The following is a 16,498-nucleotide window of genomic DNA, read 5'->3' as shown; positions in this document are numbered from 1 at the left end:
CAATCCATGATTTTTTAAAACTTATAAAAATGTCTAACTTTTTTATTGCACTTCAATGGATTGCCCTTTTTCTTTAGAAGTATTGAAGTAAATCTTTCTCTTTAATCTTATCTTTTTCAGCTTGGTTTAAATCTAGGATTATTTCACCCTTTTTCAAAACAATCAAACGATTTCCATATTTCATAGCGTCAGATAAATCGTGAGTAATCATCATGCAAGTTAATTCTTTTTCCAGAATGACTTTATTAGTTAGTTCCATCAAATCTTTGCTAGTTTGAGGATCTAAGGCAGCTGTATGTTCATCTAAGAGCAGTAATTCAGGCTTTTGGATAATTGCCATCAAGAAGCTTAACGTCTGTCTTTGACCACCAGATAGCTTTTCAGTAAAAGTGTTGAGACGATTATCCAGAGTAGGTAAATTAGAAATCAATTTTTGGAATTCATCCATGTTCTCCTTAAGATGACGTAAATGTAATCTTCTAGGTAAACCACGACGTTTAGCCAGTAACAAGTTTTCAGCTACAGTCATTCTGGGAGCTGTACCAGATTTAGGATCTTGGTAAACTCGACTGATATTACGGCTACGTTTGGCCAAGTTTTCATCCGTAATATCTTTACCATTTAATAAAATTTTTCCAGAACTTAATTCATTAGTACCAGTGATAGCATCAAGTAAGGTTGATTTACCAGCACCATTTGTTCCTAAAACAACTAGAAAATCTTTAGGGTTAATTGTTAAATTGATGTGGTTAAGAATATTTAGATTTTCGTCGTCGTTATAAATAGTTTTGACGGCATCTTTTATTTCTAGTAATGGTTTCATTTTGTTTTAACCCCGTTTCTCATAGTCTTTAGGAACTGTTCACGAATTGTTGGTAGAGCAAGGCATAATGCCAAAATAATGGCTGAAATCAGCTTCAAATCGTTGGTATTGAAACCTAATTGAAGAACAATCATCAGAATCAAACGGTAGACGATACTACCAATAACAATGGTAATAAGTCGAATGCTTAGTGGAACATCAGGGTAAATAACTTCACCGATAATAATAGCTGAAAGGCCAATAACGATAACGCCGATACCCATATTAACGTCGGCAAATCCGTTTTGTTGGGCAATCAATCCACCTGTTAAAGCTACAATTCCATTAGAAACCATCAAACCGATGAATTTCATGACAGTAGTGTTGATACCTAATGAAGCGGCCATGGTCTCATTATCACCTGTAGCGATAACAGCTTGACCCTTTTCGGTATTGAGAAAAATGATTAGTAGGAAAATAATCAATGCAATAATGATGATCCCCAAGATAATACCATTGAAGTTAGTTGGCAGTTTATCCAAGCCAAATTCAGTGAAAATATTTCTTGATTTAGTTAAAGACATGTTAGCTTTTCCCAAAATTCTTAAATTAATGGAATAGAGGGCAGTCATTGTCAAAATACCAGCTAGAAGGATAGGAACATTTAACTTGGCATAGAGAAAGGCCGTTGCAAATCCAGCTAAACATCCGAAGATAAATGCCATTAGTAAAGCAAAGAGTGTTGAGTGGCCTTCTTGAATTAGGCTGATAGCTGTGACAGCACCGAGTGGAAAACTTCCTTCAACTGTCATATCAGGAAAATCGAGAATTCGGAATGTGATGAAAAGACCAATGGCCATTATTGACCAGATGAAACCCTGACTTATAGTAGATACGATTAGATTCATTTGATTATTTGTCCTTTCTTTTGAGCTTCTTTAACTAATGAGTCAGGAAATTGGATATTCAATTTCTTGGCCATTTTTTCATTTAACATTAAATGCCCTTTTTGCATAAAGGTAACTGGAGTTGTAGCGGTTTTTTCCTTACCCTGTAAAATTCTAACAACATGTTCACCAGTTTTTTGTCCTAATTCATATTGGCTTAAACCAACTGTAGCTAATCCGCCATCTTTAACCATAGTGGTTGCAGCTGGGAAAACAGCAATATTTTGTTTGGCAGCAATTGAAGATAATAACTTCATACCACTGGCCACGGTATTATCGGTAGGAACGTAAATAGTTTGAACTTTTTGTGTTAAAGCAGTTGCGACTTGTTGTAAATCGTTAACTGAGTTGATACTGGAAACTTCGACCTTCATGCCATTCTGCTTAGCCAACTGTTTCATTTTTTTCATTTGACTAGTAGCTGAAGCATCACTAGAAGTATAGATAATGCCGATAGTATTTAAATCTGGAACTACTTTTTTCATTAATTGTAATTGAGCTTTTAGAGGTGCTTGATCGGAGACACCGGTAATATTGCCACCCGGTTTCTTGTTGTTAGAAATAATTCCTGCACCTTCTGGATCAGTAACAGCCCCCATGACAATAGGAATCTTATTAGTAGCATTTTTCAAAGATTGAACTGAAGGAGTAGCGATACCAACCGCTACGTCAACGTTGTCCTGTACAAATTGTTTACTGATGGTTCTTAAATTACTTTGATCACCTTGAGCATTTTGAAATTCAATTTTGACGTTCTTGCCATCAATATAACCGTGCTTCTTTAAGGTGTCATCAATTCCCTTATTGATTTGATCCAAAGCTGGATGTGACATCAATTGTAGAACTCCAACTTTTGGAATAGCGTTCTGTTTACGGGCATCAGCATGTCCAGTGTAAAAGAATGCAAAGATTAAAAATGCTGCTAAGGCAACTAGTGTTGCGTAAAGTCTTCTCGTATGTTTCATCGTTAAATTCCCCCAAATTAAAAAGGCAACCCCAGAGTTTGTGGGATTGCCTAAAAAAACAAAATACCCACATGGTCTTTTTTTTACAAAATTCCATGTGGGCTCTAAAATTATCATAGTTTAATAAGCCGACATGGATACAATCCTTTCAGACTGAATCCATATCGGACCAATCTGAGTTATCGGCTTTGCCAACGAATATTCGCGATGTTGAGAGAGTATGATTTGTTCATAATGAAATCTCCTAACGAATTTGATGTTTCAAATATATTTCATAAGTTCAAAATTGTCAACCACAAAATGTTCATAGAAAAGTCACAAATTTTTTTCTGAAAAAAACATATAATGTAAGCATGAGCAGAAATGCGGGGAGATTCCGATGAAAAAAAATATACGTTTACTCGTTATTGTGGGTTTGATTGTCTTATTTGCAACCAGTTTAACTTATTTTGATAGTTTTTTATATCATGATCCGGTTGTAAAGGTTGAGAACGTTGCAATAACTAGTAAGCAGACTTCAACAGATGAGTATAAGAATACTGATACTGAATATACTCAAAAAGTCAGAGCAAAGTTATTGAATACCGATAAAAGAGGTCAAACAGTATCGTTTAGAAACACTTATTATAATTCACAATTGACTGATACTAAGTACCGTGTTGGTCAACAGGTGATTCTAACGAAGAGTGGAAAAGGCTATGCAGCTAAGAATGTAAAACGTGATACTCCGTTAGTATTTACTTTTGGCCTAGTGATATTTTTGCTTTATTGTATGAAATTTGATCGCCGAAAATTATTTATCAGTGTTTTGATCAATGTGGTGATTTACTTTGGATATTTACAGATAATTATTGGAACGCATAATAGTATCTTGCTTCCTTTAACCGCTGTAACGGCGTTATTAATATCTGCAACGGCCCTGCTAGTCATTTTGGGACCGACATATTCAGCCTTGATGGCCTACTCAAGCACTGTTATATCAACAACAATTGCAATTCTATTGAGCGTTTTTGTTTTAAGTATGACTGGTTACAGTGGAATGCATTTGGAATTAGATGATTTTGAATTGCAACCTTACTTAGGTGTTTTTTTGTCACAAGTTTTATTTGGCGTTTTAGGTGTTATCTTGGATGAAACGATGGATATCTCTTCATCATTAATTGAAATGAAAAAAGAAGTAACTGATGTATCTGCTAAAACACTATTTAAGTCTGGTATCAATATTGGTCGAGAATTGATAGGTCCCTTAATTAATATTTTACTTTTTATCGTTATAGCGGGGAACTTAAATGTGGTTCTACTTTATTTGAGCAATGGTAACTCAGTCAGTTACACATTAAATATGACTCTTAGTTTGGGAATAGCCCAGTTATTAATTAGTGCTATTGGAATTGTTTTGACAGTTCCAATAACTAGTTTTATTTCAAGCAAAGTGATCACAAGGAGGTAAGTCATGCTATATTTATTTGCAACTTTTGTTGTTTTATTACTGATGGTGACTGGTACTCGTGGTCTGACTTTATTATTTGGATTAGGAATCAATGTTATATCCGTAATAGCACTTTTAGTTTTGATAGCTGATGGATTTAATATTTTAGTCACCACAGGCATTATCGCAATTGTAATACTGGTTGTCGCAATTTATATGAATGTTGAAAATGGCAATACTGCTAATACGGCTTTTCAAACGTCATTATTAATTATGATTTTTATTCTATTGATTACAATTCCTTTGGAATATTGGGCTAGTGCCCAAGGCATGGGTCCTGAGAATCAGGATGAACTTGAATCATTCTCTTTAGCGGCTGGAATTTCATTTCCACAGTTGGCAATTGCTATCATTGTTATCAACAGTCTAGGCGTCATTTCTGAAACTAGTGTTGCTATTACTAGTGGTTTGAATGAGATTGTTTCAAATAAACCCACTTTGACGCCAACAGAAATATTTAACGATGGTTTTTCAGTTGGAAATAAAATTCTTAACACGCAGACGAATACGTTATTGTTCAATTTCTTTTCAGCAACGTTTCCTTTATTTTTCTTAATTCATTCATTGGGGTATAAATTTACTGACATTCTGAATGATAAATTAGTTGTGGCAGAAATTTTAACCACATTAATTTGTACAATTGGCGTGATCTTAACAGTTCCTATTACATCATTTCTGGTTTATCACAAGGCTAACAAAGTTAAATTAAGGAAAACCGATAATTAATTTTCACATATAGATACTAAAACGTTGTTATAACTGGAAAATCATACCTTTGTTGGTATGATTTTTTTGTTTGGAATTGATTGCTGAAAACTTAATTATTTTAGTAAAATTTTTTTATAATCTAAATGAATAGATAATTGAGGGGAATTTTTCATGGCTTATAGCGATTGGTGGAAGAAAGCAGTGGTTTATCAAGTTTATCCGAAGAGTTTTCAAGACAGTAATAATGATGGGATTGGTGATTTACCCGGTATTACTAGTCGTTTGCCGTATATCAAAAAATTGGGTGCCGATGTTGTTTGGTTGAATCCGATTTACAAATCTCCTGATAAAGATAATGGCTATGATATTAGTGATTATTGTGCAATTCAACCCAATTATGGAACCATGAGTGATTTTGATGAAATGTTAGAAAAAGCTCATGCGTTAGGGTTAAAAATAATGATGGATTTGGTTGTTAACCATACTTCTGATCAACACAAGTGGTTCCAAGAAAGTCGTAAGTCTAAGGACAATCCTTATCGCAATTATTATATTTGGCGGGATTCGGTCGATGGTCATGAACCAAATAATTGGGGTTCGCGTTTTGCTGGATCGGCTTGGGAATTCGATGAAACTACAGGCCAATACTATTTGCATCTTTATACAAAAGAACAACCTGATCTCAATTGGGATAATCCTAAAGTTCGTCAAGAGGTCTGGAATTTAATGCGTTTCTGGTTAGATAAAGGTATTGACGGTTTCAGAATGGATGTTATCAATTTGATTTCCAAACCTGAAGGTTTGCCAGATGGCAATAAAAAAACAGGGGCCAAGTATGGTGGGACTGGTTTAGTGGCTAATGGTCATCGATTAAATGAGTTTTTAGAGGAAATGAACGATAAAGTTTTATCTAAATATGATGTCATGACAGTAGGCGAGATGCCAGGATCAACACCTAAAGAGGCTATTAAGTACGCAGGATTAAAGGAAAATAAATTAAATATGGTTTTCCAATTTAATCATATGAATATCTCCCCCAATTCTGATAAACGCTTAGGTCATTGGAACGATGAACCAATTGATTTAGTTGATTTAAAAAAGGTTTTGAGTAAGTGGGAAATTGCCTTAGACGGGAAAGGCTGGAATAGTCTCTATTGGAGTAATCATGACCAATCCCGAGCTGTATCTCGTTTTGCAACAGACAATCCAAAGTACCGTGTTTTAGCAGCTAAGATGTTGGGAACGACTCTGCATATGTTACAGGGAACGCCTTACGTTTACGAGGGCGAAGAAATCGGTATGACAAATGCACACTTCACTGAATTATCACAATATGAAGATATTCAATCTTTGAATGCCTATAAAGAATTTGTTGAAGTTGAAAAAATTGTCGATAAAGAAACAATGCTGAAGTATTTTATCGAACACGGGATAATGCTAGAACTCCAATGCAATGGAACCAAAATAATAATAGTGGATTTACAGACGGGACGCCTTGGTTAGCAGTGAATCCTAACTACTCTCAAATCAACGTTGAAGAGAATTTAGCGGATAGTAATTCCATCTTTTACTATTATCAAAAATTAATTGAATTGCGACACAAGAGTGATTTAATCGTTTATGGAGACTACGCAGTTATAGATATGGAAGACGAAGAAGTTTTTACTTATCGCCGTCGTTATAACGATGAAACTTTATTAGTTATTAATAATTTTACTGCTCACGAAGTGATCAGAGATTATGGACAAGAGAATGGGGCACTGTTAATTGGCAATTATGTTGATGATAAAAATACAAGATTGCGTCCATATGAGAGTAAAGTTTACTTGTTGAAATAAAAAGAGTTCAATATCTATTCGATATTGAATTCTTTATTTTAAATTCTTTTCAGCCAGTTTTTGAGCTAATTCTTTATCAGGATCAACTGTTAAGGTGTCAGCTTTACCGTTAAACATGACCAATCCTGATTTGGCGCCTTGTGGTTTGAATAATTGTCCAACTTTTAAAACATCAACAGGTACTTGTTTGAGCCCTCGACCTTTACTGTAGTAAGCAGTCAAATTGGCAGCTTCCAATAATGTTTGCTTGCTAGGATGGGCACTATGAACGACCACATGAGAACCGGCCAATTCACTGACATGCATCCAATAATAATCTTTATTGGCAGTCAACGTTAGGTGGTCATTTTGATCACTATTTTTACCAACTTCAACTAGGACATGATCAGTTGTGTAGAATCGACGTGGATGGGCAGGCTCTGGAGCTTTAGATGAATGCAGAATTTTAGTTTTTATAGCATCTTCAGCAATCAATTGCTTTCTAACTAGTTCAATTTGGTGAGAATCTGTCGCATCAAAATTTGTTTGACGTATAATTTGTTTTTGCAAATTTTTCTCGGCTTTATTTAAGTTATCTTGAATAGTTTTCAATCCGCGTTGGTCACGGTGATATTGATGAAAATAGGTTTCAGCGTTATCAATAATTGATTTCTTAGTATCTAAGTAGATAGTTATTTCCTTATGATCTCGGTAATCAGGTAGGATAACATAGCCTTTTTTCGTATCAATTTGAGAGGCATAAGTTTTAAGCAAAGTACCTTTCACTTTTAATTGTTCAACATCACCAATACGTGTAATAGCTTTATTTAATGATTCAATTTGTTTCTTTGTGTGATGTATTTGCCACTTAATAGCTTCAATAACTTCATTGGCGTCTGATTCAGTTTCCATGGATAAACCTCGATTTAATTATTACTCGTCATAACGACATGCATCAATAATAACACTAACCAATTATTAACAAAAAGGCTTCTATTTCCTAATTATTAGGCGATAGAAGTCTTTTTTACTTAGAATTTTTTACCAGCTTCTTCAGCTTTTTCGAATGCCTGATTTAAAATCTTTTCAGCATTTTGAGGATCGTGATCCATACCTTCTGCAAAGACACCTTGATAATCATCAACACCCATAATATGAAGAATCGTACCGATATATTGATGACCAAGGTCTAGAGAACTTGCATCGGGAGCACCATTTGAGCCATGGTAGTTACCACCATTAGCTTGAATATGGATAGCTTTTTTATTGTGTAAGTTACCTTCAGGGATACCTGCATCAGTGTAGTGGAAAGTGTCAGGAACTTGCATCACGATATCAATGTAACTCTTCATTTTGGCGGGAATAAAGAGATTGTACATAGGATTTACAAAAACATATTTGTCAGCCTGAACGAATTCATCAATCCACTTTTGTCTAGCCTCTTTAAATCTTTCTTCGTCAGCATTGAAAGATTGGCGAGCCATTGACTTGTTATAAATTGAAATAGCAATTTTATTCAATGGAAAAGGCATGTATTCAGAAACATTATGTTCGATAACTTTGTCATCGGGATGACTGATTTTATAAGCTTTAATGAAATGATTATAAAGAGCCTTAGTAGATGATTCTTTGTCTGATTGAGGATGTGCATAAATAACTAATACTGTTGACATAAGAGTGAACCTCTTTTCTTTCTTGATTATTACTATTATATGATTAAACGCTTACAAAAGATAAAATCACGCAAAGATATATAGAAAAATTTAGCAAATAAACTAAAAAAATCGTCAATTCTCATAAGAGAGTCGACGATTTTTTGTTATATTCTAAATTTATTTTAAGGCAAATCATTACCAGCAGCAAAGTAGATGTCATACCACTCTTGTTTAGTAAGATCGATATCTCCACCTTTAGCACTGTCAGCAATGTGTTCAGGATTCATTGTTCCGATAATAACTTGAATATTAGCAGGATGTCTAAGAATCCAGGCTGCGGCAATGGCGTTTTTACTTACACCATATTTGTCTGCTAGTTCTTGTAGTTTCTTATTTAATTCAGGGAACTTGTCATTGTTAATGAATGTTCCGGCAAATGTACCATATTGGAATGGTGACCAAGCTTGAGGGGTTACACCCATACGTCTGGAGAATTCTAGGAGTCCACCATCATGATTGATTGAGCGTGTATCTGTCATATTAGTATGTAAACCAAAATCGATCATTCCAGAATGCATAATACTGAATTGTAATTGATTGATAAGAAGTCTTTGATCAAGATTCTCTTGTAAGAACATAAACTGTTCAGGATTGAAGTTAGAAACACCGAAATGACGTACTTTTCCTGATGTTTGTAGTTCATCAAATGCCTCAGCAACTTCATCTGGTTCCATTAGTGGATCTGGTCTGTGAAGTAGGAATGAATCTAAATAATCAACACCTAAACGTTCCAAGCAGCCATCGACAGCATCAATCAAATGTTCTTTAGAAAAATCATATCTTTTTCCAGGTACGATTCCACCCTTGGATTGGATAAATAAATCTTCTCTTTTAACACTACTTTGTTTTAATGCTTGACCAAAGATTTTTTCGGAATTGCCGCCACCATAGATGTCAGCAGAATCGATATAATTAATGCCACTGTCATAAGCAGTATCAATAGCCTTAGCTGCTTGTTTTGGACTTAAACTGTCCATACGCATAATACCTAGCGCAACTGCAGATGCTTGCCAGTTGGTTTCACCAATATAACGTTGTTTCATATGATTGCCTCCAATATTAATTATCACTTTAATTATTAGTGGCCTAAATGGATAAGTCAATAAGAAAAGATGACGCTTACAAAAAATGTACTTTTTGTAAATTAATATCTTAATTATGATATAATATTTTATAATTTTAAAAACGTTTGTGAATATCTTGAAATTTTATTTTAACGAGGTATTATTTATCTGTAAGCGGTAACAAAAATATTTGGGGGTAATTATTATGAAATCATGTGTTAAAAGATTTTTAGTTATTCTATCCGGCATAATTGCAATGCTGGGAATAGCTACTTTTACCAGTTCTACTGCTCAAGCTGCTGCTACTAAAGTTTCACCAATTAGTACAGTAACTACGACAACGATGTATTCTAAAAAATTGCATCTTGATTGGAATTACGATGTTTATCTACCAGGTGGATACAATCCTAGTAGTAGTAAAAAATATCCAGTCGTTTATATGATGCATGGATTATACGGAAATCATAGAAATTTATTGGAAAGATTCAATTCTCAACAAATGCTCGATGGAGCTATGAAGAGAAACAATCAAAAAGCGATTGTTGTCTTTATTGATGGATTTAACAGTTTCTATGTTAACCAAAAGGGTGGCATGCAAATGGAAAGTGCCATCATGAAAGATTTAATACCAAAAATCAATTCAACATATAAAGTATCTTCATCAAGAAGTGATCATGCTATTGGTGGTATTTCAATGGGTGGTTATGCTGCTGCAAGATTATCATTGAAATATTCTAAGTACTTCTCTAAAGCATTATTGATCTCACCATCTGTTTGGTACAGTTTGCCAAAGGACAATCCTATCAGAATGAACATGCATGCCTTTACCAATGGTAAGACTAACTGGTCTGATAAAGTATACGACAGTTTGTTCCCAACAAAGTATATCAATAAAGACACAAAACCAGTTAATTTTTACGTTGAAACAACATCTGATGATACAACAGTTCCAATTAAAAATGTTAATAGATTTGTTAAGACTTTGAAGAAAGATAAGTATTCAGTTAAATATGTTAAAGATACTGGCGACAACCATAATTGGACATATTGGACTAAAGCTACTCCAAAATCATATAACTGGTTGATGAAAGAATTCAAGTAGGGGGTAAAAAAACATGGACGCAAAGAATACAGCTAAAGAAATTCTTAAAAATGTCGGTGGTAAAGAAAATGTCAATGCCAACGTTGCATGTATGACTAGATTAAGACTAGGCATTAAAGATAACGATAAAGTTAATGTTGATGCTTTGAAGCGTATTGATGGTGTCTTAGCCGTTGTTCAAGCTGATACACTCCAAGTTGTTTTGGGACCAGGTAAAGTCAACAAAGTAGCAGAACCATTTGCTGAACTTACTGGAGTTGCTTTAGGTAGTGACAGTGACGACGGGGATGTTTCATCTGATTCACAATTGGATCAAGTAAAAGATATCGCTAAAGAAAACAAGAAAGAGAATAAGGCTAAACACGATAAGCCTTTGCAACGTGGTTTGCAACATATCGCTAATGTTTTTATTCCATTGTTACCAGGTATTATCGCTGCGGGACTGATTAATGGTCTTGCTAATGTTATCGACTATCAAACAGGACAAGCTTTTGTTACGGATTGGTGGTACATGACCATTAAGACAATTGGCTGGGGATTATTCACATTTCTACCAATATTCGTTGGTATGAATGCTGCTCGTGAATTTAAAGGTAGTGCGATCCTTGGTGGTATCGGTGGTACTCTTTGTTTAGGTGTCACAATTACGGGTTCACCACTAAGTACACAAGCTATTTCGATGCCATTCACACATGCACCATATACAGTTGGTGTCGGTGGTTTGATTACTGCTTTGCTAATGGGTATTTTCTTCGCATTCTTGGAAAAGAATCTTCGTAAGATTATGCCTAGTGTTCTAGATACATTTTTCACGCCTTTACTAACAGTTGTTATTGGTTCATTGCTTGCCGTTGTCTTCCTACAACCAGTTGGTGCATGGTTAACAACAGCTATCTATCTCGTTATGGACTTCATCTACACGAAGTTGAGTGTCTTTGGTGGATTCCTTCTATCATCTACATTCTTAGCCTTAGTGTCTGTTGGCTTACATCAAGCCTTAACACCAATTCATGTTCTATTGAATGATCCTACAGGTCCAACAAAGGGTATTAACTACTTACTACCAATTTTGATGATGGCCGGCGGTGGTCAAGTTGGTGCCGGATTTGCACTTTACTTCAAATCAAAGAACAAGAGATTTAAAAAAATGGTTATGAGTTCAATTCCTGTTGCTATCTTAGGTGTTGGTGAACCATTGATGTACGCTGTTACATTGCCACTTGGTAGAGCCTTCATTACAGCAAGTATTGGAGCTGGATTCGGTGGTATTGTTGCTTCACTATTCCATTTAGGCGCTGTATCACAAGGTGTTTCAGGATTATTTGGACTATTGATCATGCAACCGGGACAACAATGGGTATACTTGTTAGCACTACTAGTAGCTTACGCTGGAGGATTTATCGTAACTTGGTTCTTCGGTGTTGATGAAGATAGAATTAATGAAATCTATCCAGAATAAAGGAGAATAATATGCTAGGATTTTCAGCTTACTTACACAGTTCATTGACACAAAAAGATATAGATATGTTCAATCAATTTGTTCGAGCAGGGTTTAAAGGTGTCTTTACTTCTATTAATTTACCGGAGGACGATCCTAAAGTTTTATTAGAAAACTTAAAAACTTTAGGTGAGTTATGTGATGAGAATAAATTGGAATTGACCCTTGATATTGCATCCAGTTCATTAAAGAGACTGAATTTAAGTCTAGATAGAGATTTGTCAGTTTTCAAGAATTTACATGTTACCATGTTGAGAATTGATGATGGAATCGATAATCCATGTATTGCAAGACTTTCTAATGGCATGAAAATTGCTCTAAATGCAAGTACGATTGAACAATCTGATATTGATGAATTGAAAGTGGCTAAAGCAAATTTTTCCAATTTGGAAGCTTGGCATAATTATTATCCTCGCGAAAATACGGGCTTGGACAAACAATGGTTTTCTGAAAAAAATAAGTGGTTGAAAGACAATGGATTTACAGTAATGGCTTTTATTCCAGGAGATGCTAATTTAAGAGCTCCTGTTTATAAGGGATTACCAACTTTGGAAGAGCATAGATCTCAAAATCCTTTATATGCCGCTTTAGACTTTAATAAAATGAAAGTCGATCGAATTTATGTCGGTGATCCGGCTTTAAGAGATTCAACATTCGAGCAATTTAGAAATTATTTTGTAAATAATGTTTTGCAATTAAAAGTTCAATTGAATAATAATGTTCCAGCATATATCACCGATATTTTTCATCAAAGGGCTGATGTAGCTAGGGATGTTGTTAGACTTAGAGAAGGTAGATCCCTCAATAAGTTGGAAATAGCACCTGATAATAATACTTTGAGAAAACTTGGATCTATTACATTGGATAATAATTTATCAGGACGTTATCAAGGCGAATTACAATTAATTAAGTACCAACTTCCAGCTGATGCATCCGTAAATGTAATAGGAAGAATAGTTGATTCTGACATTAAACTATTAAATTATTGTGAGGCTAATCAAGCAATTCAACTGGTTGATATTAGAAGTGAGGAATGAGTTTAATATGGACATAAAAAAATTATCAACAGAGGGTCGTAATCCAGCAACAATGAATTTGGACGAAATGAGTGCTGACATGATTGTTACTGCTATGAATAATGAAGATAAAAAAGTAGCTGTGGCTGTTGAAAAACAATTACCTCAAATATCGGCAGCCGCGAATAAAATTGCTGAAGCATTTAAAGTTGGAGGACGTTTATTCTACACAGGTGCAGGGACTAGTGGCCGATTGGGTGTGCTGGATGCTGCTGAATGTGTGCCAACTTTTGGCATTAAACCCGAAATGGTACAAGGTTTGATTGCCGGTGGTGCTAAAGCTATGACAATTGCTGTTGAAGGTGCCGAAGATAGTGTTCAGGAGGGTGCTGACGACTTAAAAAATCATAATTTGAATGATAAGGATGTAGTAGTCGGTATTGCGGCCAGTGGTAGAACACCTTATGTCGTGGGAGCATTGGATTATGCTACTAAAGTGGGTGCTGATACGATTGCTTTATCATGTAACAATGATGCTATTATCAGTCAACATGCTGAGACGGCGATTGAAATAGTTGTAGGTCCAGAAGTATTGTCCGGATCAACCAGATTGAAATCAGGAACAGCACAGAAAATGGTTTTAAACATGCTCTCAACCGCATCAATGGTCAGAATTGGTAAGACTTACGGTAATTTAATGGTGGATGTCAAACCAACTAATAAAAAATTGGTCCAACGTTCATTGAATATAATTGTAGAAGTTACAGGAGTTGACGAAGATCTTGCTTTGACAACTCTTAAAGAAGCCAATTACTCAGTTAAAGATGCGATTGTTATGATTGCCACAAAAACTGATAAGAAAGTTGCTCAACAAAAACTATCTGAAGCAGGTGGGTTTGTACGTCAAGCAATCAAGTGAGGAATCAAAATGACGAATAATACGATTTTACTAACAATTCGAACAAATATAGAAAATGCGAGTAAAGCAGAAAAAACTTTAGGTGAGTATATTTTAAAAAATGCTCAACAAGTCCCCAATTTTAGTGTGGCCGATTTATCTAAAAAAAGTGGTGTCAGCCAAGCTACTATTGTTAGATTTTCTAAAAACTTAGGATTGGATGGATTTAAGGGCTTAAAAGTTGAATTAGCACGTTCATCAAATGATGTTGATACTGGATTATATGATGAAATATCCCCAGATGATGGTGTTAATGAGTTAAAAGATAAACTGGTTCTTCGAATCCAACACACTTTGGATACTACTAGTAGAGGATTAGACTCTAAATATTTAAATCAAACTGTTGATTCGTTTGAAAAAGCAAATGTCATTTTAATTTATGGTTTAGGAGCATCTCATTTAGTAGCCGAGGATTTTACTCAAAAATTTTCACGAATTGGTAAAAACGTAATTAATACAGAGGATACTCACTTATTGGTGTCAAACCTATTAACACAACAGAATAAGCAAGTGTTATTTCTAATTTCTGATTCTGGTGAAACACAGGAAACTGTGACAATAGCCAAACTAGCCAAAAAGAATAATGTAAAAGTAATCGGATTAACATCCAATAGTCACAGTCACTTAGCCAAAATTTCGGATATTAGTACCTTAACGAGCAACACTGTGCCAAGAGATCAAGTAAGATCTGCTGCAACGACTTCTTTGATAAGTCAATTGTATGCAGTCGATTTGATTTATTATCTCTACTTGCAGCGAAACTATCAAAGCAACGTTGAAAAGCTAAAAGAATCTCATCTTTTAGTTGAAAAGTATTTTTCTCCTAAAAAATAAAAACTTTATATAAGCAGACAAAATTAGAAAGACTCCTTAAAGATTCTAAGTGAAGATACAATTCTTTACTTAGAATTTTTTCTGTCTAGACCTTTGAACATTAATCATAATTAGTCTATAGTAAACGTAACTAAACACTGAATGGTAATACGAGGTAAACAAATGGCAAGTATAAGAGATATTGCAAAAATGGCTGGAGTCTCAGCGGCAAGTGTGTCACGAATCCTTAATAACGACGAGAGTTTCAGTATTAACGAAAATACTCGTAAAAGAGTAATTGATATTGCCAATCGTTTGCACTATTCAAAGGAAAAGAATATTCGTAGTCCCAGAAATGCTAATGCGGATATGTCAATTGGACTGATTTTACGGCACAATAGTGATTCTGAATTGAGAGATCCTTATTTCTTAGCTATTCATCGTGGAATTGAAGAAGAGGCTGCCGAATGGCGATTACAGGTTACAAAGGTTTTTGGGATGCGAGATAAGGAAAAAGATTGGGATCAATTGTCCGGATATGGTGCCATTATTATGGTGGGACAGATGACCGACACAGCAATGGATCTTATCATGGATAAGAATCCCAATTTAATATTGGTAGATAATTACATCAGCGATGAAAAATACGACCGGATTCAAACTGATTTTATTGCGAAGACTTACAAAGTTTTGGATCTGCTCTATGAAAAAGGTCATCGTAATATTGCTTTTGTTGGTGGTCGCAGCAGTATTGTTGATGTGGATGGTAGTCGTATCAATAGTAGACATGAAGTTAGAGCTGACGCCTATAGTAGTTGGATGCAACTTCACGATTTAACCAAATATTCAGACGTTAATATTGGTCAATGGTCGGCTGAAGATGCTCTGCAAATGACTAGTGAGATACTGCAGGGAGACGATTTACCAACTGCTATTTTAGTAGCCAGTGATCCCATGGCTATGGGTGTTTACAAAGCTATTAGTAATGCTGGTTTAAAGATTCCTGAAGACATTTCAATCGTTAGTTTCGATGATGTGGAAATGAATCGCTATTTAACACCAACCCTTTCGAGTATCAAAATGGATTCTGAAGAAATGGGGCGTATTGCTGTTAAGGTTGCACGTGAGAAGATGATTGGTAATCGTAAGATGCCGATTCAAATAGTTTGTTCAAGTGAGTTGAAAATAAGAGATTCAATACGTGACTTAACAAAAAAGAATAAATAAATTTGAAATATCTGTTATTTATAAAAAATAATGGATATTTTTTATTTAGGGTTGTGTAAACGTTAACTAAACAGTTATAGTAATTCCTGTAAACGTTTACACAATAGTAAAGAGGGGAATCATGAAATGAAAAACTTTTTAAATGCATTTCAGAAGAAAATGGGACCAATTTCAGAATTAATTGGTGCCAATAAATATCTTCTAAGTTTACGTGATGGCTTTATGTTAGCTTTCCCAGCCACGATGTTCGGTTCTATCATGGTTATTTTGCAAAACTTACCTACAACGTTTGGTTTTGGAGGCTTTTTGCCAAAATGGTTTAATGGCGAATTTTATAATCAAGTTAGCCACTTTAGAAAAATGACAAAATAAAAACA

Annotated in this window: 14 protein-coding genes and 2 pseudogenes; 10 read left to right on the top strand and 6 right to left on the bottom strand. The window is 34.9% G+C overall.

The features are described from left to right. Positions 1-73: 73 nt before the first annotated feature. Genes FD33_RS07425 through trpX form a run of 3 tightly spaced genes read right to left on the bottom strand, consistent with a single transcriptional unit; the run spans position 74 to position 2,714 of the window. Complete coding sequence (locus tag FD33_RS07425; protein ID WP_025085992.1) at positions 74-823, bottom strand: ABC transporter ATP-binding protein; 750 nt, start codon at positions 821-823, stop codon at positions 74-76. Beyond that, positions 820-1,710 (bottom strand): ABC transporter permease, encoded by an 891-nt coding sequence (locus tag FD33_RS07420; RefSeq protein ID WP_025085991.1) that lies wholly within the window; start codon positions 1,708-1,710, stop codon positions 820-822. The genes FD33_RS07425 and FD33_RS07420 overlap by 4 nt, the downstream gene beginning before the upstream one ends. After that, entirely contained in the window at positions 1,707-2,714 is a 1,008-nt protein-coding gene (gene trpX, locus FD33_RS07415; RefSeq protein ID WP_025085990.1) for a tryptophan ABC transporter substrate-binding protein, read from the bottom strand. The genes FD33_RS07420 and trpX overlap by 4 nt, the downstream gene beginning before the upstream one ends. A gap of 379 nt (positions 2,715-3,093) precedes the next feature. On the opposite strand from trpX, the gene FD33_RS07410 reads away from it, so the two are divergent. The 3 genes and pseudogenes from FD33_RS07410 to FD33_RS07400 all read left to right on the top strand — a co-directional run bounded on the left by FD33_RS07410 (position 3,094) and on the right by FD33_RS07400 (position 6,749). Further along, positions 3,094-4,164, top strand: a complete 1,071-nt coding sequence (locus FD33_RS07410) for a YibE/F family protein (RefSeq protein ID WP_056955876.1) — start codon at positions 3,094-3,096, stop codon at positions 4,162-4,164. 3 nt (positions 4,165-4,167) lie between these two features. After that, entirely contained in the window at positions 4,168-4,929 is a 762-nt protein-coding gene (locus FD33_RS07405; protein WP_056955875.1) for a YibE/F family protein, read from the top strand. Positions 4,930-5,082: 153 nt separating this feature from the next. Next, positions 5,083-6,749: pseudogene (locus FD33_RS07400) on the top strand (glycoside hydrolase family 13 protein). A gap of 33 nt (positions 6,750-6,782) precedes the next feature. On the opposite strand, the gene FD33_RS07395 reads toward FD33_RS07400, so the two are convergent. From FD33_RS07395 to FD33_RS07385, 3 genes are all read right to left on the bottom strand, one after another. Continuing rightward, positions 6,783-7,640: an NFACT RNA binding domain-containing protein gene (locus FD33_RS07395; protein ID WP_025085989.1), complete on the bottom strand. Its 858-nt coding sequence runs from the start codon at positions 7,638-7,640 to the stop codon at positions 6,783-6,785. A gap of 119 nt (positions 7,641-7,759) precedes the next feature. After that, positions 7,760-8,401 (bottom strand): FMN-dependent NADH-azoreductase, encoded by a 642-nt coding sequence (locus FD33_RS07390; protein ID WP_025085988.1) that lies wholly within the window; start codon positions 8,399-8,401, stop codon positions 7,760-7,762. A gap of 164 nt (positions 8,402-8,565) precedes the next feature. Beyond that, on the bottom strand, positions 8,566-9,486 hold the full coding sequence (locus FD33_RS07385; protein WP_025085987.1) for an aldo/keto reductase: 921 nt from the start codon (positions 9,484-9,486) through the stop codon (positions 8,566-8,568). Between the two features lie 226 nt (positions 9,487-9,712). Here FD33_RS07385 and FD33_RS07380 point away from each other — a divergent pair, with 226 nt between their 5' ends. The 7 genes and pseudogenes from FD33_RS07380 to FD33_RS07350 form a co-directional block, all read left to right on the top strand. Next, positions 9,713-10,609: an alpha/beta hydrolase gene (locus FD33_RS07380; protein ID WP_025086178.1), complete on the top strand. Its 897-nt coding sequence runs from the start codon at positions 9,713-9,715 to the stop codon at positions 10,607-10,609. A 13-nt stretch (positions 10,610-10,622) separates the two neighbouring features. Continuing rightward, complete coding sequence (locus FD33_RS07375) at positions 10,623-12,068, top strand: PTS transporter subunit EIIC (protein ID WP_025086179.1); 1,446 nt, start codon at positions 10,623-10,625, stop codon at positions 12,066-12,068. An 11-nt stretch (positions 12,069-12,079) separates the two neighbouring features. Continuing rightward, positions 12,080-13,144, top strand: coding sequence for a MupG family TIM beta-alpha barrel fold protein (locus FD33_RS07370; protein WP_025086180.1), 1,065 nt, complete (start codon positions 12,080-12,082; stop codon positions 13,142-13,144). A gap of 7 nt (positions 13,145-13,151) precedes the next feature. After that, positions 13,152-14,042 carry an N-acetylmuramic acid 6-phosphate etherase gene (gene murQ / locus FD33_RS07365; protein ID WP_025086181.1) on the top strand — a complete coding sequence of 297 codons (891 nt, stop codon included), beginning with the start codon at positions 13,152-13,154 and terminating at the stop codon, positions 14,040-14,042. Positions 14,043-14,051: 9 nt separating this feature from the next. Then, positions 14,052-14,915, top strand: a complete 864-nt coding sequence (locus FD33_RS07360; protein WP_025086182.1) for a MurR/RpiR family transcriptional regulator — start codon at positions 14,052-14,054, stop codon at positions 14,913-14,915. A gap of 162 nt (positions 14,916-15,077) precedes the next feature. Continuing rightward, a complete protein-coding gene (locus FD33_RS07355) occupies positions 15,078-16,121 on the top strand; it encodes a LacI family DNA-binding transcriptional regulator (protein WP_025086183.1) in 1,044 nt (347 codons plus the stop codon). A gap of 126 nt (positions 16,122-16,247) precedes the next feature. Continuing rightward, positions 16,248-16,442, top strand: a pseudogene (locus FD33_RS07350) (PTS sugar transporter subunit IIC); the annotation flags it as partial. Positions 16,443-16,498 lie beyond the last annotated feature (56 nt).

The sequence above is a fragment of the Companilactobacillus paralimentarius DSM 13238 = JCM 10415 genome (assembly GCF_001434985.1).
In the GTDB taxonomy this organism is placed as follows: domain Bacteria; phylum Bacillota; class Bacilli; order Lactobacillales; family Lactobacillaceae; genus Companilactobacillus; species Companilactobacillus paralimentarius.
The sequence above is the reverse complement of the archived record's forward strand: the minus strand, read 5'-3'. Positions and strand labels throughout refer to the sequence as shown.

What these genes read in the sequence shown, in the direction of transcription:
- FD33_RS07425 (WP_025085992.1), bottom strand. Translation starts at nt 823, where the DNA reads ATGAAACCATTACTAGAAATAAAAGATGCCGTCAAAACTATTTATAAC.
- FD33_RS07420 (WP_025085991.1), bottom strand. Translation starts at nt 1,710, where the DNA reads ATGAATCTAATCGTATCTACTATAAGTCAGGGTTTCATCTGGTCAATA.
- trpX (WP_025085990.1), bottom strand. Translation starts at nt 2,714, where the DNA reads ATGAAACATACGAGAAGACTTTACGCAACACTAGTTGCCTTAGCAGCA.
- FD33_RS07410 (WP_056955876.1), top strand. Translation starts at nt 3,094, where the DNA reads ATGAAAAAAAATATACGTTTACTCGTTATTGTGGGTTTGATTGTCTTA.
- FD33_RS07405 (WP_056955875.1), top strand. Translation starts at nt 4,168, where the DNA reads ATGCTATATTTATTTGCAACTTTTGTTGTTTTATTACTGATGGTGACT.
- FD33_RS07395 (WP_025085989.1), bottom strand. Translation starts at nt 7,640, where the DNA reads ATGGAAACTGAATCAGACGCCAATGAAGTTATTGAAGCTATTAAGTGG.
- FD33_RS07390 (WP_025085988.1), bottom strand. Translation starts at nt 8,401, where the DNA reads ATGTCAACAGTATTAGTTATTTATGCACATCCTCAATCAGACAAAGAA.
- FD33_RS07385 (WP_025085987.1), bottom strand. Translation starts at nt 9,486, where the DNA reads ATGAAACAACGTTATATTGGTGAAACCAACTGGCAAGCATCTGCAGTT.
- FD33_RS07380 (WP_025086178.1), top strand. Translation starts at nt 9,713, where the DNA reads ATGAAATCATGTGTTAAAAGATTTTTAGTTATTCTATCCGGCATAATT.
- FD33_RS07375 (WP_025086179.1), top strand. Translation starts at nt 10,623, where the DNA reads ATGGACGCAAAGAATACAGCTAAAGAAATTCTTAAAAATGTCGGTGGT.
- FD33_RS07370 (WP_025086180.1), top strand. Translation starts at nt 12,080, where the DNA reads ATGCTAGGATTTTCAGCTTACTTACACAGTTCATTGACACAAAAAGAT.
- murQ (WP_025086181.1), top strand. Translation starts at nt 13,152, where the DNA reads ATGGACATAAAAAAATTATCAACAGAGGGTCGTAATCCAGCAACAATG.
- FD33_RS07360 (WP_025086182.1), top strand. Translation starts at nt 14,052, where the DNA reads ATGACGAATAATACGATTTTACTAACAATTCGAACAAATATAGAAAAT.
- FD33_RS07355 (WP_025086183.1), top strand. Translation starts at nt 15,078, where the DNA reads ATGGCAAGTATAAGAGATATTGCAAAAATGGCTGGAGTCTCAGCGGCA.